Below are 18,854 nucleotides of genomic sequence, written 5' to 3'. Positions count from 1 at the left end.
GATCCGGTGTCGGTCACTCTCCGCGAGAGACGCGCACCATGTCGTCACGCGGCACGACCTTGACGCGGGCACGCTCCTGCGGCGCACCGAGCGAGACCTCGTGCTCGTCGAGTCGATGCCAGCCCTCGAGGTCGGTCCATTTGACGCCGCGTTCCTGCAGCAGCGCGGGGATCGCCTCTTCTGACGGGTCTTCCGGGTGCCACCACGAACCCTGGTCGTTGATGATGTGCCGCACAGTCTCCATGGCATCCGACTTGGTGTGGCCGATGAGGCCGACCGGGCCGCGCTTGATCCACCCGGTCGCGTAGATGCCGGTCATCTGCTGGTTCGAGTCCTTGGCGAGCACCTGGCCCTCGCGGTTGGGGATCACACCGTGCTTCTTGTCGAACGGAACGCCCGGAAGGGGCGAGCCGAAGTATCCGATCGCGCGGTAGAGCGCCTGCAGCGGCACCTCGCGCATCTCTCCAGTGCCCACGGCGCCGCCCTGTCCGTCAGGCTTCGTGCGCTCGTAGACGAGGGCCGCCACGCGGCCGGCGTCATCCTTGCGGACCTCGACCGGACGTGCCCAGAAGTGCAGGTGCAGACGACGGGATGCCGTGCCCCCTGCGTTGTTCACCGAGTCGCGCTTGCGCCACGACTGCAGGATGCGGTCGATGACCATGACCTGCTTGTTGCTGGCCACTGCGTCTTTCGACGCCTCGTCGTAGTCGAAGTCCTCGTCATAGACGACCATGTCGACGTCGCGCAGCTCGCCGAGTTCGCGCAACTCGAGCGGAGTGAACTTGACCTGCGCGGGGCCGCGACGACCGAACACGTGCACGTCCGTGACCGCACTCGCCTTCAGCCCCTCGTAGACGTTCTCGGGCACTTCGGTGACCAGCAGGTCCTCGGCGTGCTTCGCCAGCATCCGGGCGACGTCGAGAGCGACGTTGCCGTTGCCCAGCACACCGACGGATGCGGCATCCAGCGGCCACTCGCGCGGCACGTCGGGGTGCCCGTCGAACCAGCTCACGTAGTCGGCAGCGCCGTAGGAGGCGACCGCGTCGATGCCGGGGACGTCGAGGGTGGTGTCGCGGATCGCGCCGGTGGCGAAGATCACCGCGTTGTAGTGGTTCTTCAGGTCATCGAGCGTGATGTCCTCACCGAAGCGGACGTTGCCGAACAGACGGATGTCGCCGCGGTCGAGCACATCGCGGAGCGCGTTGACGATGCCCTTGATGCGGGGGTGATCGGGGGCGACGCCGTAGCGGACCAGGCCGTAGGGTGCCGGAAGCTGCTCGAAGAGATCGATGGAGACGTCGAACTTGCGCTCGGCCTTGAGCAGGATGTCGGCGGCGTAGATGCCGGCGGGGCCCGCTCCGACGATGGCCAGTCTGAGCTTGGTCATAAGGGGTCCTTTCGTGTGCCGTCACGCTCGATGCACGCGGCCGAGGCCGCGTCGCAGTCAGCTGGAGCGTTCGACGAGGGTCTCTGCGAAACGGGTGAGCGCGTCGCGCACGGTGCCGCGCGGAAGCGGGGCGAGCGCGTCGATCGCATCCTGAGTCCAGGAGTGCGCGAGCGCGAGGGTCTTCTGGGTACCGACGTGATCGCGGAGCTCGGTGAGCGGCCGGTCGAGGATCCCGGGGTCCTCGCCCTCGGCGATGCGCGTCACACCGTCGTCGATGCGGGCGGCGAGCTCGATCGACGCGTCGTCGGGCTCGGCCTTCAGCAGCAGGTACGGCATCGTCGGAACGCCGGCACGCAGGTCGGTGCCCGGCACCTTGCCCGTGTCCTCCGGCTTGGCCGACAGGTCGATCACGTCGTCGAGCAGCTGGAAGGCGACACCGATCTTCTCGCCGTACACACGCAGTGGCTCTTCATACTCCGAGGGCGCATTCGAGAAGATCACGCCTCCCTGCGTCGCCGCGGCGATCAGGGACCCTGTCTTGTCGGCGAGAACCTGGAGGTAGAACTCGATGGGGTCGTCGCCCGGCTGCGCACCGAGAGTCTCGTGCATCTGGCCGAGGACGAGCCTCTCGAACGTGTCGGCCTGCAGGCGGATGGCGCGCTCGCCCAGACGCGACATGAGCTGACTCGCGCGCGAGAAGAGAATGTCGCCGGTGAGGATGGCGATGTTGTTGCCCCACACCGCGTGTGCGGCCGGGACGCCACGACGGCGGTCGGCACCGTCCATGACGTCGTCGTGATACAGCGAGCCGAGGTGAGTGATCTCGAGTGCCTTCGCGACGTCGATCACCTGGTCGGTGTTGCCGTCGCCCAGCTGGGCGGCGAGCAGGGTCAGCACGGGGCGGATGCGCTTGCCCCCCGCCTCGTAGAGGTAGCGGCTCGCAGCGTCGGCCAGCGGGTCGGCGACGCGCACATCATCGGCCAGACCGGTCTCGACACGCTCGAGACCGTCTTCGATCGCCCGAGCGACGCGTCGACCGGCAGTGCCGATGAAGACACGGTCGCTGAAACCGAGACGGCTCGCCAGTCGCGAACCCGGGGCTACGCGGCTCGAAGTCACGCTCTCAGCCTACCGTCGTCAGCCGTGGGCGTTCGCGCGTCGTACTCACGCGGCCTTGAACGCCCGGTGCAGTGCGACGATCCCGAACGAGAGGTTGCGGTACTCGACCTCGGTCCACCCGGCCTCGCGGATCCACGCGGCGAGCTTCTTCTGATCGGGCCAGTCGCGAATCGACTCGTTCAGGTAGTCGTACGCGTCGCCGTTGGTGCCGGCGACACGCGCCACCCGAGGCAGCACCTGCGAGTTGTAGAAACGGTATCCGGCGCGAAACAGGGCGCCGGGCGGGGTCGAGAACTCGTTGATCACGAGGCGGCCACCCGGCTTGGTCACACGCAGCAGCTCGCGCAGCGCCTTCTTGGGATCGTTGACGTTGCGGAGGGCGTAGGACATCGTGACGGCATCGAACTCGCCGTCTTCGAAAGGCAGATCAGTGGCATCCGCCTGCACGAAGGAGAGATTGCGGATGCTGCCGTGCCGACGCTTGCCTTCTGCGAGCATGCCGGGCGAGAAGTCGGCGGCGACGACCTGCGCGCCGCTGCGCGCGAGGGACGCCGACGACGACGCGGTGCCCGCACCGAGGTCGAGGATCTTCTCCCCCGGCTTCGGGGCGACCGCCCTGGTCGTCGCTGCGCGCCAGAGGGCGTCGTTGCCGACCGTCATCGCCGTGTTCGTGCGGTCGTAGCCCGCGGCGACCTGGTCGAACATGCCGCTGACGCGGGCGGGGTCCTTGCCGAGATCGGCGCGGTTTGCTTCGTTCGAGGTCACACGCCCAGTCTAGGCGCGAGGTGCAGCGCGTCGAGGCGATCGAGCCAGAGATCCGCAGTCGCATCGTCGAACGGAGCGGTCTGATCGCGCACACGCTGCTCGAGGTCGAGCGCCAGGGCCTCGAGCCGGGTCATGATCTCGGCGGGGTATCCGTATCGCACGCTGTGCTCGGCCCATTCGTCGCGGTCGTCGACCCAGGTGCCGCGCTCTCCCTCGACCCGCACGACGTCGAGATCCATGTCGATGCCGACCGCGAGCAGCGGGTCATCGGACCAGCGCACGTCCCATCCGATGTCGATGTAGACCCGCATGCCCTTCGGGTGGTCTCGGTTGACCGTCAGGGCGAAGTCGGTCTGCCGAGGCACGAGGGTGACGTTGGGGGTCTCTGCGATGAGAGCGGCACCCGGTCGAGCGCTGGGCCAACCGACCGGCTGCCCGAGCCAGTCGCCCCACTCGTCGGCGCCGAGATAGACGCACTCGTGGCGCCAATGCGGAGAGCCATCCCACTTGCGCCACTGGAAGATCATCTCGGTGCCGGGTTCGGGGCGGGCGTCGCTCATGCACTCAGCGTAGGCGGGGCTTCTCACATTCCGGTCGGTGCGGATGCGGTTCCGCGGCGAAACCGCCCTTCCGCGGCGAAACCGCCCTTCCGCGGCGAAACCACCCTTCCGCGGCGAAGCCGCCATCGCCGCACGAGACCCACGTCACGGACACGGGTCTCACGACCGGAATGCGGTCTCACCCTGGAACCACGCCGACCCAGCGCCCCCACCAGCCCAAACCGCCATCGCCGCACGAGACCCACGCCACGGACACCGGTCTCACCACGAAAAGGCGGTCTCACCAGCGGGGGTCTGACCACGAAAAGGCGGTTCCACCGGCAAGCCCCGCCGACCCCGCGCCCCCACCAGCCCAAACCACCATCGCCGCACGAGACCCACGCCACGGACACGGGTCTCACCACGAAAAGGCGGTCCCACCGGCAAGCCCCGCCGACCCCGCGCCCCCACCAGCCCAAACCGCCATCGCCGCACGAGACCCACGCCACGGACACGAGTCTCACGACCGGAAGGCGGCCTCACGACGCAAAGGCGGCCTCACGACGCAAAGGCGGCCTCACCACGAAAACGCGGTCTCACGACGAAAACGCGGTCTCACCGGAAAAAGCGCCTCGCCGAGTGGCGGCACAGCGGAAGGCCGGCCGACGAGCGACGAACTAGGCTGGAGGGGTGAGCAGCAGGCTGGTCGTGGAGACCTGTGAGATCGATCCGGTCGAGGACCTCCTGGCCTACGCCGACCCGGCACGACCGCTGGCATGGCTGCGCCGCGGTGACGGCATCGTCGCCGTGGGAGACGGCGTGGTCGAGACGATCCGCATCCCCGCGGGCGCCGCGCCGCTGCGTTCGGCCGCCATCGCCACCGCCTGGCGAGACCTGGCTCAGGATGCCGAGATCGACGACGAGCTCGCGCTCCCCGGCTCGGGTCTCGTCGCCTTCGGTGCGCTGACCTTCGACGAGGACTCCTCCGCCGACAGCGTTCTCGTCGTGCCGGCGCTCGTGATCGGCCGACACCGCGGGCGCACCTGGCTCACCCGCATCCGGTCGACGTCGACGTCGACCTCGCACTCCGGTCTCGAACCCCAGTCCGATGCCTCGACGATCGGCTACGGCCCGCACTGGGCCGGCACGGTCGGCCCGGGAGCACAGAGCCCGCAGGGCTACCAGGATTCCGTGCGTCAGGCGCTGGCCCGCATCGCCGACGGCGCGCTCAGCAAAGTCGTTCTCGCTCGCGACCTCACCGGCAGCATCCCCGCCGGCTCCGACCTGCGCCGTCTCGTGCGCGCGCTGTCGACCGGATACCCCGACACCTGGGCCTTCGCGGTCGACGGGCTGATCGGCGCGAGCCCCGAGACGCTCGTCACGGTGCAGCAGCGCACCGTCACCGCCCGCGTGCTGGCCGGAACCATCGGACGCGGGGCCGATGCGGATGCCGACACCGCGGCATCCGCTCATCTGGCCTCGAGCACCAAGGATCTCGACGAGCACGAGTACGCGGTGCAGAGCGTGCTCGCCTCGCTGCGTCCGCACACGCGCGCGCTGGCCGCGAGCGAGCAGCCGTTCTTGCTCAAACTGCCGAACCTCTTCCACCTGGCGACCGATGTCGAGGGGGAGCTCGCCGACGGCGGTTCGTCGCTCGACCTGGTCGGCGCCCTGCATCCGACGGCCGCCGTGGCCGGAACTCCGACCTCGGCAGCGATCGCGGCGATCCGCGAGCTCGAGCCGTTCGACCGCGGGCGTTACGCCGGCCCGGTCGGATGGGTCGACGCGGCCGGCAACGGCGAGTGGGCCATCGCGCTGCGCTGCGCACAGTTCACCCCCCGGGGGACCGACATCGCGGTCACCGCCTACGCGGGAGCAGGGATCGTCGCGGGCTCCGACCCCGAGTCGGAGCTGCTCGAGACGCGCGTCAAGTTCCGCCCGCTGGTCGACGCTCTCGCCTGACTCTCAGCGCGCACGTGCGCACAATTCAGGATGAATCGCGGATCGCGGTCTCCAGTGGGCCCGATCAGGCCGACGAGTCGCGGATCATCCTGAATTGTGAACGTCGCCCCGCTCAGCTCGCCGCGAGGCGCTTCTTCTCGGCCTCGACGTCGAAGTCGGCCGCCGGCCACTGCGGATCGATCCGCTGCAGTGCATCGAGCAGCAGCTCCTGCACGGCGAGGCGGGCGAACCACTTGTGGTCGGCCGGAATCACATGCCACGGCGCCGCAGCGGTCGAGGTACGTTCGAACACCGTCTGATACGCCGCCATGTAGTCGTCCCACAGCAGTCGCTCGTCGACATCGCCCGGGTTGTACTTCCAGTGCTTGTCGGCCCGTTCGAGCCGCTCCATCAGCCGGGACTTCTGCTCTTCGGGTGAGATGTGCAGCATGACCTTGATGATGCGGGTGCCGGATGCCGCTACCTCGGCCTCGAAGTCGTTGATCGCGCCGTACCGGCGTTCGATCTCGTCAGCCGGGGCCAGCGACCGCACCCGACCGATGAGCACGTCCTCGTAGTGCGAGCGGTCGAAGACGCCGATGAATCCGGGCTTCGGAAGCCGCTTGGCCACTCGCCAGAGGAAGTCGTGCGCGAGCTCTTCGTCGGTCGGCGCCGTGAACGCCGTGAGCGCGACGCCCTGCGGGTCGACCCCGCCGACGACATGCCGCACGATGCCTCCCTTGCCCGCCGAGTCCATCGCCTGCAGGATCAGCAGCACCGAGTCCTTCGCGACTCCGACGCGACTCCCCGCGAACAGGCGTTCCTGCAGCAGGTTGAGCTCGTCGAGGCCGGCCTCGAGATCGCGCCTGCCGTCGGCCTTCGCACCGCCATACCCGGAAGTGCTCTGCGGATCGACGTCGGCGAGACGGAATCCGTCGCCGACCTGGAGAGTCTTGGCCCACTCGTGCGCTGTCATGCGTTCATCCTGCCACTGCGGACGCGCGCCGCGCCGAACCGGATCAGCGCGTGAGCGGCACCTCGATCAGCTGACGGCCACCGGCCGGAGTGGTGAGGGCCTGATCGAGTGCCGTGCGGGTCGTGACGCGCTGATACTCCCACCCGTAAGCGAGGGCCAGCTGCTCGAGGCGCACCGTGTGCGGGGTGTAGAACGCTCTGTCGAGGTCGGCGCGAGCAGCCGTGCCCGCGACCTCGAGGCCGTCGAAGATCGTGCCGCCGCCGTCATTGCCCACGATGACCTGGATGCGCGGTTCGTGCTCATCCGGAGGCAGCATCAACGCTCCCACGTCGTGCAGGAAGGCGAGGTCGCCGAGCAGCACGCGGGTGACCCCCGGGGCTCCCCCCGCCTGACTTGCGAGAGCGATGCCGGTGGCGGTGGCGATCGTGCCGTCGATCCCGGCAAGTCCGCGGTTGGCGTGCACCGGCACCTTCTTGCCGCCGAGCACCGAATCGGCCACCCTGACCAGGCGCGAAGACCCGAACACGAGTCGGTCGTGCGGCCACGTGGCCCGCCAGACGGCGTCGGCGAGGAGCTCGCGATCGAGCGGGCGGCGCACGGCAGCCAGCTCGGCCTTCACGGCATCGCGCCGAGCGGACGGATCGGCGGAGGTGAGACCGTCCTGGTCGGGAGCGCGCTCGCTGAGGTCGACGGCGTGAGCTGCGGATGCCGTGAGCCAGGCTCCGAGCCACTCGCGGTCGGCGGGGCCGGCGGCGACCGCGACGGATGCCGCGGGCGTCGTGCGCCCGTTGAGGTCGAGGGCTTCGCCTCCGCGCCGGACGGCGATCACCTCGACGTCGGCGCGAGACAGCAGACGGGCCACCTCGCGGCTCAGGGTCGGATGCCCGAGCACGACGACGCGCTCGATGCGGCCGCCCAGCGCGTCATCGCTCAGCAGCGCGCGATAGCCGTGCACGACCTGACGTCCGAAACGGGCACCACTGACGATCTCGGCGATGAGCGGCCAGGATCCGGCGTGCGCGACCTCTTCGGCATCCGCTCCGGCATCTGCGCCCGCGATGACGACGGTGCGCGGCCCACGCTCGAGCACGAGCGCATCCGCAGCGACCGCTCTCGGGGCCTCGCCGGCGGCGATGTCGACGGCGGGCACGTCAGCCGAGAGCGGCTCTCGCGATGGCAGATTCAGGTGCACGGGGCCGGCGACCCCGGGGAGGCCGTGCGCGGCATCCGCTCCCATCGCGGCAGTGACCGCCCTCGCTGCGAGACCTGACCAGTCGCCATCACCCGGAACGGGCGCGTCGATCTGCTCGCGCGCCCAGGAGGCGAACATGCCCGGTTGGATCGTCGCCTGGTTGGCTCCTACTCCGCGGAGCTCAGGCGGCCTGTCGGCGGTCAGCAGCAGCAGCGGCACCCCGGAGTGGAAGGCCTCCATCGCGGCGGGGAGGAGATTCGCGGCGGCTGTTCCCGAGGTGCAGACCACTGCCGTGGGAACCCCGGTCTCACGCGAGAGGCCCAGCGCCGTGAACCCGGCGACGCGCTCATCGATGCGCACGTGCAGGCGCAGATGTCCCTGGTTCGCCGCGTGCACTGCGGCGAGCGCGAGCGACTGAGATCGGGAACCCGGCGAGAGCACGAGATCGCGCACGCCATGACCGATGAGGTCGGCGATCAGGGATGCCGCGGCATCCATCGCCGGCGATGCTGTCACGGACGCGTGTCCGGCGTCGTGCCGTCCGATGCGGTGCCGTCGTCGGTCTCGTCTTCGAGCTTCGCGAGCTCTTCTTCGAGGCGGCGGATGCGTGCGTCCTGCTCGCTCTTGCTGATGCTGCGGAGGAACTGGGGGTCGTCGTCGGGCGCGATGACTCGGATCGCTCCGCCATTGTCGTTGGCGCGGCGACGGCCGAGCGTGAACCAGAGGATCCCGCCGATGACCGGGATGAAGACGACGATGGCGATCCAGGCGGCCTTGGGCACGCCCCGGTGACGCGTCGGCGGCTGCACTGCGCAGTCGACGATGCTGAACACCCAGAAGATGGCGGCCAGGAAGCCGCCCACGATCAACAGTCTCGCCACCCCTCCAGTGTAGGCGGGTCTGTGAGACGCGGACCCGCTCGGGCCCCCGCGGGCGGACGCCGATGCCCGATTGTTAGACTGCGCGCACCATGCCTACCCCTGTGAAAGCGACCCTGATCGCCATCGCCGTAGCGATGGTCCTCGCGATCGTCGGCATCGTCTACGACGTATCGCAGCAGCCCGCCGATCCGGCGCCGCCCGAAGGCGAGAAGCTGCAGACCGTGCGCACCGACTCGCACGTGCTCGACGACGGAGGTGCGGATGCCGTCACAGTCGTCGAGTTCCTCGACTTCGAGTGCGAGGCGTGCGCCGCGTTCTACCCGATCGTCGAAGACCTACGCGAGAAGTACGACGGAGAGATCACCTATGTGGTCCGCTACTTCCCGCTGCCCGGGCACATCAACTCGACGCAGGCCGCTCTCGCCGCCGAGGCTGCGGCAGAACAGGACCGCTTCGAGGACATGTACCACCGCCTGTTCGAGACGCAGGCCCAGTGGGGCGAGCAGTCGGAGGAGACGCCGGAGGTGTTCCGGACGCTCGCCGACGAACTCGGACTCGACATGGCCGCCTACGACGCCGCGGTCGCCGACCCGGCGACTCTCGAGCGAGTGCAGGCCGACAAGAGCGATGGCGAGCGGCTCGGAGTACGCAGCACGCCCAGCTTCTTCATCGACGGCGAACCCGTGGTGCTGGAGGCGTGGGACGACCTCGAGGCGGCGATCGAGAACGCTGTGAACGGCTAGTCAGAGAAGGCCGCGCGCGACGAGCGCCTCCTGATATCCGTCGGCCTTGTCGTGGATCACCTGTCGACACGCGATCAGCGATTCGATCTGCGCGTCGAGTGAGCGCTCGTGGGCACGCAGCAGGGCGAGCCTCTCGGCCTCGTTGCCGCTGCCGGCTCGCACGAGGGCGGAGTACTCGCGCAGAAGCGCGATCGGCGCACCGGACTCGCGGAGGCGCCCCAACAGGGCGAGCCAGGCGAGTGAGTCGTGCGCGTACACCCGCCGACCGCCGGACGTCCGGGGAACGTCACGCGGGAACAATCCCTCGGCCTCGTACCAGCGCAGAGTGTGCACGCTCACGCCCGCCAGGCGCGCGAGCTCACCGATGCTGAAGGTACGTGTCGTGTCGATCACATCATCCACGAGGACTCCTCCTTGACTTCGAGTGCACTCTAGATCGTACGGTCAGAGCATGACAGCTCCTCTCGACATGATCGCCCGCCAGCAGCCGCTCTCGTCGGAGTTCGGCTACCGCTCGACCGCGGCCGAGGTGATCGCCGGCACAGACCTGGCGGGCAAGACCGCGATCGTCACGGGCGGGTACTCCGGGCTCGGACTCGAGACGGTGCGGGCGCTCGCGGATGCCGGTGTGCGCGTGATCGTGCCCGCGCGGCGGGTGGATGCTGCGCAGAAGGCGCTCGACGGGATCGCCGCGGCGGAGGTGCGCGGCGCCGACCTCAGCGACCTCGACTCCGTGGCGACGTTCACGGAATCGGTGCGCCGCGACGGTCAGCCGATCGACCTCGTGCTGAACGTCGCCGGCATCATGGCCACCCCGTTCGGCCGCACGGCGCAGGGCTTCGAGTCGCAGTTCGGCACCAACCATCTGGGTCACTTCGCACTGGTCGGCGGGGTGGCCGACCTGCTGTCGGACCACGCCCGGGTCATCTCGTACTCATCCGGAGGACACTTCCGCTCCCCCGTGCGGTTCGACGACATCGACTTCGCGACGACGCCTTATGACCCGTGGGTCGCATACGGGCAGTCGAAGTCCGCGAACGCGCTGTTCGCGGTGGGTCTCGCCCGGCGAGGCGCCGAGCGCGGCATCCTCGCGTTCTCGGTGCACCCTGGCGGGATCATGACCGAGCTGCAGAGGCACGTTCCCCGAGAAGAACTGCTCTCCCGCGGTTGGATCGATGAAGACGGCACCCCGAACCCTCGCTTCAAGACCCCCGCCGAAGGTGCGTCCACCGGACTCTGGGCTGCCACGGCCACCGAGCTGGTCGAGCGCAGCGGTGCGTATTGCGAGGACTGCTCGATCAAGGGGATCGTGGCACCCGATCACAGCGACATGACCACCGGCGGAGTGAAGGAGTGGGCGATCGACCCCGAGACCGCCGAACGACTGTGGGCGCTCTCGGTCACCGCGACGGGGGTCGACGCCTTCGCCTGATCCGTGCCATGCCGTGCCGCGCCGCGCCGTGCCGTGCCGCGCCGTGCCGCGCCGTGCCGTGGCTCAGTCGAGGTCGAGCCGGAGGATGCGGTCGTCGCCCTGCGAGGGGCTTCCACGACCGTCGGTGTTGTTCGTGAGGATCCAGAGCATGCCGTCTGCCCCGACTGTCACATCGCGCAGGCGGCCGAGCTCGCCGACGAACTCCTCGGCGCTGGCGGTCAGATCGTCCAGCGGCACGGTGCGCAGGCGCTCACCCCGGAGGTTCGCGATCACGATGTCCGAGGCCGTCACAGCGATGCCGCTCGGGCTCGCGGCATCCGGCCGCCACTGCTGCACGGGGTCGATGTAGTCGCTGTCATCGGCGATCCCCTCGGCCTCGGGCCAGCCGTAGTTGCCGCCGGGCTCGATCACGTTGAGCTCGTCCCAGGTATCCTGCCCGAATTCGCTCGCGTACATCGCGCCCTCGGCATCCCAGGCGATGCCCTGCGGATTGCGGTGCCCGTAGCTGTAGACGGGCGAGTCTTCGAAGGGATTGTCGGCCGGCACCTCGCCGTCGGGTGCGAGTCGCAGGATCTTGCCCGACAGCGCGTCGAGGTCCTGAGCGCTGTCGCGATCGCCCGCGTCGCCCGTCGTGACGTAGAGCATCCCGTCCGGGCCGAACGCGATGCGTCCGCCGTTGTGAGTGCCGGCGGCCGGGATGCCGTCGATCACGGCGGTCGCGGGCCCGAGTGACAGCCCGCCCGCGTCTCCGACGATCGTGCGCCGCTCGACGCGATTCTCGGCATCCGCAGTGAAGTACGTGTAGAGCTCGCCGTCATGCACCGCGAGCCCGAGCAGTCCGCCCTCGCCACCGGGCGCGACTCCCTCGAGCACGGCGACCTCGCGCCCTTCGCCGTCTTCGGCGATCTCGAGCACGCGGGCGCTGTCGCGCTCGCTGACCAGAGCGACATCGCCGTGGAACGCGATCGACCAGGGCGCATCGAGGTCTTCGACGAACGGCTCCACGCCCGACACAGGCGTCGGGGGCGACTGCGACGTGCAGGCCGCGAGCAGGGCGACGGATGCTGTGGCGACCGCGATCGACACGCGCCGACGAGCGGTCGAGGAGCGAAGCGATCGATGGGCGGGCATGACTCCATCCAACGCGATGCCCAGTCGCACCGCCACCACCACCTTCCGGTTGCCCTTCGAAGGATGCGCCGTCCTCGCTACGCTGAGCGCATGACCGAGGCGCGAACCCCCACATCGCATCCTGTTCTCTCCGTGCTGCGACGCATGCCGGCCACCCTCACGATGGTCGCGGTGATCCTCGCCGTCGGCGTGGTGTGGCAGGGGCTGTGGAGCCCGTTCGAGAAGACCGACCTGTTCGGCACCGTCGCCTACGGTCTGCCCAACCTCACGCAGGGCATGTGGTGGACGCCGCTCACCGGCACCTTCTTCGTCAACGCGCCCTGGGTGTACGTGTTCACGATCTCGGGATTCTGGGGCATGGCGTACCTCGAGTACCGTCGTGGAACCCGGGTCGCGCTCGCCTACTACTGGATCGGGCAGTTCTTCGCGATCCTGGCCACCGCGCTCGTGCTCTTCTTCGCCTCGCAGCTGCCGTGGGCCTGGGCTCAGGAGCAGGCCCAGGCACTCGATGTCGGCGCGTCGGGCGGCACCATGGCCTGCATCGCAGCGGCGGTCGGCCTCTTCCGCCCACCGTGGCGGGTGCGCGGCTGGCTCGTGCTGCTCGGTTTCGTGTTCATCGCGATGCTGTTCTGGGGTGCGGTCGCAGATCTCGAGCATCTGCTCGCCGTGCTGCTGATCCTGGTCGTCGACCGCTCCCTGCGCGTGCAGCGGACCACCGTGCGCGAACAGCGCCTGATCGCCGTGATCTCCCTGCTGGTGCTGGGGGCGGTCGAGATCATCACGACTTTCGTCGCCACCGATGGCCCGTTCGGTCCGACCGAGCCTGCATCCGGCGGATTCATCGACCTGGCGATCGACATCGTCGTCATCGTCGTGCTCGTGAACGGACTGCTGCGTGGCCGACGCTGGTCGTGGGTGCTCGTGATCCTGCTCGGCCTCTTCAACATCCTGATCGCCGCACTCCTATTCATCCTCATCACCGTCTTCTCGCAGGCCGACATCGACCTGCGGTGGGACGGAGATACCGAGCTCGCACTCGCCAACGGCTTCCTCTGGCTGATCCTTCTCGTTTACCTGGTCGCGGTGCGGCGGGCTTTCCGGGCGAAGCGGAAGTCGCTCCTCGGCATCCAGCCGGCTCCGACGGTCGACGAGGTGAAGACCGAGCTGCGCGCGCATGGCGGCGGGACACTGTCGTGGATGACGACGTGGGAGGGCAACAGCTACGCGCGCAGTTCGGCCGGGATCGTCGCGTATCAGCGCAGAGCCGGAGTCGCGCTCGCGCTCGCCGATCCGATCGGACCATCGGCGTCACGTGCAGACGCTGTCGCGGAGTTCATCCGCACTGCCGAACTCGCGGGCCTCGTGCCGTGCTTCTTCAGCGCCGACGACGCCACGCGGGAAGCCGTTCCCGCCGGCTGGCGCAGTCTGGTGGTCGCGGACGACACCATCGTCGACCTGCCAGGGCTGGAGTTCACCGGCAAGAGGTGGAACTCGGTGCGCAGCTCGCTCAATCGGGCTGGGCGGGAGGACATGACCTTCCGCCTGACGCGCCTGAGCGAGGAGTCGTGGGGCGTGCGACAGCAGCTGCGAGCGATCTCGGAGGCCTGGGTCGGCGACAAGGACCTCCCCGAGATGCGGTTCACGCTCGGCACGCTCGACGAGGCCGAGGACCCCGAGGTGCGGCTCGCCCTGGCACTCGCCCCGAACGGCGACGTCGACGGATTCCTGTCGTGGCTGCCGGTCTACGGCGACGGCGGCACCGTGCGCGGATGGACGCTCGACCTCATGCGACGGCGCGACGGCGGCTTCGGGCCCGTGATGGAGTACCTGATCGGGTCGTCGGCGAAGCAGTTCTCCGAGGAGGGCGCTGAGATCATGTCGCTCTCGGGAGCTCCACTCGCTCACGACTATCCACCGGATGCCGGCATGATCGCCGTGCTCAGCGACCGCCTCGCCGAAGCGCTCGAGCCCGTCTACGGCTTCGCGTCGCTGCACCGTTTCAAGCAGAAGTTCCACCCGCGCTACGAGACGATGTACCTGCTGTTCCGTGACGAGAGCGACCTCGCGGCCATCGGCACGGCCCTCACCCGAGCCTTCCTGCCGGACGCCACGCTGCGGCAGTTCGCCGGCGCAGGTCTCGAGCTGGTGCGCGGCAGCAAGGACTGAGGCCGCGCGGCTCAGTCGCGCGGCGGCTTGCGCAGCCTCTTGACGTCGGTGCGCTGCTTCTTGGCGGTCAGTCGTCGCTCCTTCGACCCGCGGCTCGGCTTTGTCGCGCGGCGGGGAGGTGCGGGCGGACGCAGCGCCTCCGCGACGAGCGCCGCCAGCCGCTCTCGCGCCGCGTCGCGGTTGCGCAGCTGCGCGCGGTGCTCCGAGGCGGCGATCGTCAGTACTCCATGCACCAGCCGGCCGCTCAGCCGATCGAGCAGACGCTCACGCTGGTGCGGCGAGAGCGCGGCACTGCCTGCAGCATCCCAGACCAGCTCCACTCGGGAATCCGCGGTGTTCACCCCCTGGCCACCCGGGCCCGATGAGCGCGAGAAGCGCCACGACAGCTCGGCCTCGGGGATCGTGAGACCTGCCGAGACCCGCAGACCGGGGCGATGAGGGGTGGGCATGCATCCATCATCCCCCGGTGCGGGGCCCCCGTATCAGTGGAGAGTGTCAGCAGGCTCGAGCGGAATGCCGCTCGCGGTGCCCACCGGCTGCCGCTCCAGGGCGTCCTTCTTCGCCGTGTTCGCGATATGCGCTCTGCCGATGATCGCGGCGACGACCATGAGCCCGGCACCCAGCCAGTAGGGCGCCGCATGACTGATGGTGACGTAGAGCGCACCGGCGATCAGCGGCGCGGCGGTGTTCATCGCGGCGTTGAGCGACTGGGTCGCCCCACCCAACCAGCCCTGCTCGTCGTCGCCGACCGCATTCGACATCGCGCCGTCCAACGCGGCCGTCGACGCCCCCTGGCCCGCGGCGAGCATGAGCGCACCGACGATGAACACCCAGGGCTGTGCGAAGACCGAGGCGACGACCGCGAGGCCGACGAGTCCGATCGTCTGCGCCACGATGCCGCTGATGATGACACCCCGCTCGCCGATGCGAGGAAGCAGGATGCCGAGCAGCACGCCCTGGATGAGGATGTCGATGATGCCGACGCCCGCGGTGAGGAGACCGATCTGGGTCGGCCCCCAGCTGATCGAGTCGAGGGCCAGCACGCTGAAGTTGTTGACGAAGAATCCGAACGGCAGCGCGAGCAGACCGAAGCCGATCATCAGCCCTCTCAGCTCCTTGCGACCGAAGACCTCCGTGAAGACGCCGAACGGCTGGATCTCGCGGATCGAGATGCGTTCGATGCGTTTCTCGGGTGGGAGGCTCTCGGGCAGCAGGAAGATGCTGAGGATCGCGATGGTGAGAGCGACGGCCGCGGTGAGGAAGACCGGCAGCTGCAGACTCACGGCCGCGAGAAGTCCGCCGATGGCCGGACCGATCATCATGCCGATCCCCGAGAGGGCACCGAGCAGGCCGAACCGTTGAGCACGCTTCTCGGGTGGGGTGATATCGGCGAGGTAGGCGAAGAGCGCCGGCAGGTCGCCTGCGGTCACCCCCTGGATCACACGGGCGAGGACCAAGACCCAGATCGCACCTCCGATGCCGAAGAGCGCCATGGCGAATGCCGCGCCGAAAGCCGCGGCGATGATCACCGGACGTCGACCGAAACGGTCGGAGAGTCGGCCGAGGAAGGGAGCGACCAGGAACGCGCACAGGCCGTTGATCGCTTCGAGCACACCGACCCAGATCGCGAGATCTCCCTCGTGCGACACATACTGCAGCACGACGAAGGGCAGGACGGGGAGCACGACGGTCATACCGACGACGGTGAGCATCGTCAGGACGATGAGCATGATCCAGGCGCGCTTGTCGCTGCGCGCAGGCGATGTGTTTAGTGAAGTCACTCCGAAACTGTATCAATACCAAGTTTGGTGTCAAGCCAGTTTTGAAACGAGTGCGCGATACGGTGGAGGCATGACGAACACCGAGCCGCTCGGACGCCGTGAGCGCAAGAAGGCCGCGACCCGCAAGAACATCTCCGATGTCGCGACGGTGATGTTTCTCGAGCGGGGCTTCGACAACGTCAGCATCCGCGAGGTGGCCGACGCCGCCGACGTCTCCCCCACGACCGTGTTCGCGCACTTCCCGCAGAAGGAGGCGCTCGTCTTCGACGAGGATGACGAGCAGCGCGACCGTCTCGTCTCAGCCGTGCGAGATCGGGCCGACGGGATCACGATCAATCAGGCGATCCGCGACTTCTACACCGCAGAGCTCGGCGTCAACATCGACGAGCACGGCAACGACGTGACGCGGGTCTTCCTGCGCTTCCTCAACGAGACTCCGGCGCTGCGGGAGTACGCCGCGAAGATGTGGCTCCGCCACGAGGACGCCCTCTCGGATGCGATCGCCGACGAGCTCGTGCTCCCCGAGCCGACCCCGGAGATCCGCGTCTACTCGCGTTTCGTCCTGCAGATGCAGCTGCTCGTCAACGAGCACGAGGACCAGCTCGGGATCCTCGACGCCGGCTTCACGGTTCTCGAGAACGGGTGGGCTCCGGTGGAAGCGGGGATCGTCGAGAGCAACGGCCGCTAGGCCGTGATTCGGAGCACAGCGTGAACTCCTACCGGCCGGACGACTGGGACGCGAGTTCGGAGCATCCGTCGACGATCCGCGCGCCGTATGTGATGGGAACGGGCGTGGTCACCGGCGAGGACACCGGAACGCGCCCGCTCTCGCCGCCGCACAGCCACCCTGACGCGATGCTCGCGTGGTGCTACCGCGGCACCGTCTGGGTGCAGCTGCGGGATGCCATGTGGCGTCTCGCACCGGGGCAGGGCATCTGGATCCCCGCGCACACGCCGCACACCGCGCGGCACGAGCGCGACTCGACCGGGTGCTACACCTACATCGCGGATGCCTCGCTCATCGCACCGATCGACGAAGTCACACAGGTGCTGGTGCCGCGAGCCGTGCAGGAGATGCTGCTGCACCTCGGCATCAACGACATGGCGACAGATCTGCGCGTGCGCATCCAGTCGGTGCTCATCGAGATGCTCCAGCATCCGTCCACCGGAGCCGCCGACGGCTGGGGCGAGGTGCCGATGCCGGCCGACGAGCGGGTGCGACCGCTCGTGCAGGCAGTGCTCGCGAACCCGGGCGACCAGCGCAGCGCTCGTGACCTCCTCGTCGCCCACGGGCTGCATGAGCGCACGGTGCTGCGCATCTTCCAGAACGACGTCGGCATGACCTTCGGCAGGTGGCGCACGGGCGTGCGGATGACCCTGGCCGCCCGCCTGATCGTCGACAACACCCCCATCGGCGCCGTCGCGCACCGCTGCGGATACGCCACCACGAGCGCGTTCTCGGCAGCGTTCAAAGAGAGGTTCGGACTGACTCCGCGGCAGCACGTCGCACGCGTGCAGGCCGACCCCGCGCACCAGTTGTACTGGCGATGACGACTCGGCACTGAAGACTCGACACTGGGGCCGGAACTGTCGGATCTGCGACACAAGTCGTCTGCCTGTCGACACTCAGCGTGCATTCCGCGTTCTAGCATCGAAGTGTTAGGGCATGCTTACCTAACTTCTCGCCGCGTAGACGCGGCATACCCCTCCCCCTTTCTCTGAAGGAGAACCATGACGCACGCTTCTGCGCGCCCGAAGACCCGGCGAAGTGCGGCGCTCGTCGCTGCAGCCCTCGCCGCGGCGCTCACCCTCGCCGGCTGCTCGGCATCCACCGACACCGAAGGATCCCCCACCGCGTCTGTGGACGGCGTGGTCATCGAGCACGCGCACGGCGAGACCGTCATCCCCGAGAAGCCGCAGCGCATCGTCACCCTGGGGTGGATGACGCCCGACATCGTCGCCGCACTCGGCACGAACCCGATCGGCATGGAAGAGGTCTGGGGCGCCGACGAGAGCGGCTACCAGCCCTGGTTCGAGGACTTCGTCACCGAGGAGTACGGCGAGACGCCCGAGATCATCCCCTTCACGGAGGACGGCCCCAACTACGAGGCGATCAAGGAGCTCGAGCCCGACCTCATCCTGAGCCTGTACTCGGGAGTCACCGACGTCGAGTACGAGCGCCTGACCGCGATCGCGCCGACCGTGCCCTACATCGAGCGCGCCTGGGACCCGAGCACATGGGAGGACATGACTCGCACGATCGGCAAGGCGATGTCGGAGGACGAGAAGGCCGAGGAGCTGATCTCCGAGACCGAGGAGATGATCACGTCCCTCGCCGACGAGCACCCCGAGTTCGACGACAAGACGTTCGTCTGGGGACTGACCCTGAACGAGGGCGGAACAGACCTCGGCGTCTACCTCGAATACGACCCGCGCGTGCGCATCACCGAAGCGCTCGGCTTCTCCTCGACGTCTGCGATGGACAGCTTCCTGGCGAGCGCCGAGGGAGACAACTGGTACACCGGCGTCAGCCTCGAGAGGCTCTACGACGTGCAGGCCGATCTCTTCGCGGCCTGGGGCGGCAGCGTCGCCGAGGGCGAGTACACGGTCGAGAACAAGGTCGTCTCCCGCTGGGAGCCGATCGAGGCAGGCTCCTATGTGATCTACGCCGACGATGCCGAGGCCTCCGCGATCAGCGCGCCGACCGTGCTCTCGCTGAAGTACATCCTGCCGAAGTATGTCGACGACCTCGCAGCCGCGCTGCAGGGCGAGCCGACCATCGCGGGCGAGTGATTCGAGAG

Annotated in this window: 18 protein-coding genes; 7 read left to right on the top strand and 11 right to left on the bottom strand. The window is 68.6% G+C overall.

What is annotated here, in order from left to right:
- Window positions 1-13: 13 nt before the first annotated feature.
- The 4 genes from ACIOU8_RS06730 to ACIOU8_RS06715 are packed head-to-tail and all read right to left on the bottom strand — an operon-like array spanning window position 14 to window position 3,831.
- Window positions 14-1,387: an FAD-dependent oxidoreductase gene (locus tag ACIOU8_RS06730; protein ID WP_400787365.1), complete on the bottom strand. Its 1,374-nt coding sequence runs from the start codon at window positions 1,385-1,387 to the stop codon at window positions 14-16.
- A 57-nt stretch (window positions 1,388-1,444) separates the two neighbouring features.
- Window positions 1,445-2,506, bottom strand: a complete 1,062-nt coding sequence (locus ACIOU8_RS06725) for a polyprenyl synthetase family protein (protein WP_400787362.1) — start codon at window positions 2,504-2,506, stop codon at window positions 1,445-1,447.
- A 45-nt stretch (window positions 2,507-2,551) separates the two neighbouring features.
- Window positions 2,552-3,271 (bottom strand): class I SAM-dependent methyltransferase, encoded by a 720-nt coding sequence (locus ACIOU8_RS06720; RefSeq protein ID WP_140037928.1) that lies wholly within the window; start codon window positions 3,269-3,271, stop codon window positions 2,552-2,554.
- Window positions 3,268-3,831 (bottom strand): hypothetical protein, encoded by a 564-nt coding sequence (locus ACIOU8_RS06715; protein WP_400787359.1) that lies wholly within the window; start codon window positions 3,829-3,831, stop codon window positions 3,268-3,270. Before ACIOU8_RS06715 ends, ACIOU8_RS06720 begins: the two co-directional genes overlap by 4 nt.
- Before the next feature lie 669 nt (window positions 3,832-4,500).
- Between ACIOU8_RS06715 and ACIOU8_RS06710 the strand changes: the two genes are divergently transcribed.
- On the top strand, window positions 4,501-5,772 hold the full coding sequence (locus tag ACIOU8_RS06710; RefSeq protein WP_400787356.1) for an isochorismate synthase MenF: 1,272 nt from the start codon (window positions 4,501-4,503) through the stop codon (window positions 5,770-5,772).
- 112 nt (window positions 5,773-5,884) lie between these two features.
- Here ACIOU8_RS06710 and ACIOU8_RS06705 read toward each other — a convergent pair whose 3' ends face one another.
- From ACIOU8_RS06705 to ACIOU8_RS06695, 3 genes are read right to left on the bottom strand one after another with little or no spacing between them, the layout of a single operon-like run.
- Window positions 5,885-6,727, bottom strand: coding sequence for a PPK2 family polyphosphate kinase (locus ACIOU8_RS06705; RefSeq protein WP_400787353.1), 843 nt, complete (start codon window positions 6,725-6,727; stop codon window positions 5,885-5,887).
- A 43-nt stretch (window positions 6,728-6,770) separates the two neighbouring features.
- Window positions 6,771-8,417, bottom strand: coding sequence for a 2-succinyl-5-enolpyruvyl-6-hydroxy-3-cyclohexene-1-carboxylic-acid synthase (menD, locus tag ACIOU8_RS06700; protein WP_400787964.1), 1,647 nt, complete (start codon window positions 8,415-8,417; stop codon window positions 6,771-6,773).
- A gap of 14 nt (window positions 8,418-8,431) precedes the next feature.
- On the bottom strand, window positions 8,432-8,800 hold the full coding sequence (locus ACIOU8_RS06695) for a PLDc N-terminal domain-containing protein (RefSeq protein WP_400787350.1): 369 nt from the start codon (window positions 8,798-8,800) through the stop codon (window positions 8,432-8,434).
- 89 nt (window positions 8,801-8,889) lie between these two features.
- Between ACIOU8_RS06695 and ACIOU8_RS06690 the strand changes: the two genes are divergently transcribed.
- The gene (locus ACIOU8_RS06690; protein ID WP_400787347.1) at window positions 8,890-9,543 is read left to right on the top strand and encodes a DsbA family protein; all 654 of its coding nucleotides are present in this window, start codon (window positions 8,890-8,892) and stop codon (window positions 9,541-9,543) included.
- Here ACIOU8_RS06690 and ACIOU8_RS06685 read toward each other — a convergent pair whose 3' ends face one another.
- Window positions 9,544-9,945 carry a MerR family transcriptional regulator gene (locus ACIOU8_RS06685; protein WP_400787344.1) on the bottom strand — a complete coding sequence of 134 codons (402 nt, stop codon included), beginning with the start codon at window positions 9,943-9,945 and terminating at the stop codon, window positions 9,544-9,546.
- A 49-nt stretch (window positions 9,946-9,994) separates the two neighbouring features.
- On the opposite strand from ACIOU8_RS06685, the gene ACIOU8_RS06680 reads away from it, so the two are divergent.
- A complete protein-coding gene (locus ACIOU8_RS06680) occupies window positions 9,995-10,975 on the top strand; it encodes an oxidoreductase (protein ID WP_400787341.1) in 981 nt (326 codons plus the stop codon).
- Between the two features lie 63 nt (window positions 10,976-11,038).
- Here the strand turns inward: ACIOU8_RS06680 and ACIOU8_RS06675 are convergent, their stop codons facing one another.
- Window positions 11,039-12,106 (bottom strand): PQQ-dependent sugar dehydrogenase, encoded by a 1,068-nt coding sequence (locus ACIOU8_RS06675; protein WP_400787339.1) that lies wholly within the window; start codon window positions 12,104-12,106, stop codon window positions 11,039-11,041.
- Window positions 12,107-12,196: 90 nt separating this feature from the next.
- Here ACIOU8_RS06675 and ACIOU8_RS06670 point away from each other — a divergent pair, with 90 nt between their 5' ends.
- The gene (locus ACIOU8_RS06670) at window positions 12,197-14,272 is read left to right on the top strand and encodes a bifunctional lysylphosphatidylglycerol flippase/synthetase MprF (protein ID WP_400787337.1); all 2,076 of its coding nucleotides are present in this window, start codon (window positions 12,197-12,199) and stop codon (window positions 14,270-14,272) included.
- Between the two features lie 11 nt (window positions 14,273-14,283).
- On the opposite strand, the gene arfB is transcribed toward ACIOU8_RS06670, so the two are convergent.
- A complete protein-coding gene (gene arfB / locus ACIOU8_RS06665; protein ID WP_400787335.1) occupies window positions 14,284-14,721 on the bottom strand; it encodes an alternative ribosome rescue aminoacyl-tRNA hydrolase ArfB in 438 nt (145 codons plus the stop codon).
- Window positions 14,722-14,754: 33 nt separating this feature from the next.
- Complete coding sequence (locus ACIOU8_RS06660; protein ID WP_400787333.1) at window positions 14,755-16,053, bottom strand: MFS transporter; 1,299 nt, start codon at window positions 16,051-16,053, stop codon at window positions 14,755-14,757.
- 70 nt (window positions 16,054-16,123) lie between these two features.
- On the opposite strand from ACIOU8_RS06660, the gene ACIOU8_RS06655 reads away from it, so the two are divergent.
- The 3 genes from ACIOU8_RS06655 to ACIOU8_RS06645 all read left to right on the top strand — a co-directional run bounded on the left by ACIOU8_RS06655 (window position 16,124) and on the right by ACIOU8_RS06645 (window position 18,846).
- Window positions 16,124-16,741: a TetR/AcrR family transcriptional regulator gene (locus tag ACIOU8_RS06655; protein ID WP_400787330.1), complete on the top strand. Its 618-nt coding sequence runs from the start codon at window positions 16,124-16,126 to the stop codon at window positions 16,739-16,741.
- Window positions 16,742-16,761: 20 nt separating this feature from the next.
- Window positions 16,762-17,604, top strand: a complete 843-nt coding sequence (locus ACIOU8_RS06650; protein ID WP_400787328.1) for a helix-turn-helix domain-containing protein — start codon at window positions 16,762-16,764, stop codon at window positions 17,602-17,604.
- A gap of 180 nt (window positions 17,605-17,784) precedes the next feature.
- Window positions 17,785-18,846: an ABC transporter substrate-binding protein gene (locus ACIOU8_RS06645; RefSeq protein WP_400787325.1), complete on the top strand. Its 1,062-nt coding sequence runs from the start codon at window positions 17,785-17,787 to the stop codon at window positions 18,844-18,846.
- Window positions 18,847-18,854 lie beyond the last annotated feature (8 nt).

This window comes from Microbacterium sp. NPDC087589, from assembly GCF_044743635.1.
GTDB lineage: Bacteria > Actinomycetota > Actinomycetes > Actinomycetales > Microbacteriaceae > Microbacterium.
This window is presented reverse-complemented; position numbering and strand designations above follow the sequence as displayed.

Coding starts and splice junctions, on each gene's coding strand:
- ACIOU8_RS06730 (WP_400787365.1), bottom strand. CDS start 1,387: ATGACCAAGCTCAGACTGGCCATCGTCGGAGCGGGCCCCGCCGGCATC.
- ACIOU8_RS06715 (WP_400787359.1), bottom strand. CDS start 3,831: ATGAGCGACGCCCGCCCCGAACCCGGCACCGAGATGATCTTCCAGTGG.
- ACIOU8_RS06705 (WP_400787353.1), bottom strand. CDS start 6,727: ATGACAGCGCACGAGTGGGCCAAGACTCTCCAGGTCGGCGACGGATTC.
- menD (WP_400787964.1), bottom strand. CDS start 8,417: ATGGATGCCGCGGCATCCCTGATCGCCGACCTCATCGGTCATGGCGTG.
- ACIOU8_RS06690 (WP_400787347.1), top strand. CDS start 8,890: ATGCCTACCCCTGTGAAAGCGACCCTGATCGCCATCGCCGTAGCGATG.
- ACIOU8_RS06680 (WP_400787341.1), top strand. CDS start 9,995: ATGACAGCTCCTCTCGACATGATCGCCCGCCAGCAGCCGCTCTCGTCG.
- ACIOU8_RS06675 (WP_400787339.1), bottom strand. CDS start 12,106: ATGCCCGCCCATCGATCGCTTCGCTCCTCGACCGCTCGTCGGCGCGTG.
- ACIOU8_RS06670 (WP_400787337.1), top strand. CDS start 12,197: ATGACCGAGGCGCGAACCCCCACATCGCATCCTGTTCTCTCCGTGCTG.
- arfB (WP_400787335.1), bottom strand. CDS start 14,721: ATGCCCACCCCTCATCGCCCCGGTCTGCGGGTCTCGGCAGGTCTCACG.
- ACIOU8_RS06655 (WP_400787330.1), top strand. CDS start 16,124: ATGACGAACACCGAGCCGCTCGGACGCCGTGAGCGCAAGAAGGCCGCG.
- ACIOU8_RS06645 (WP_400787325.1), top strand. CDS start 17,785: ATGACGCACGCTTCTGCGCGCCCGAAGACCCGGCGAAGTGCGGCGCTC.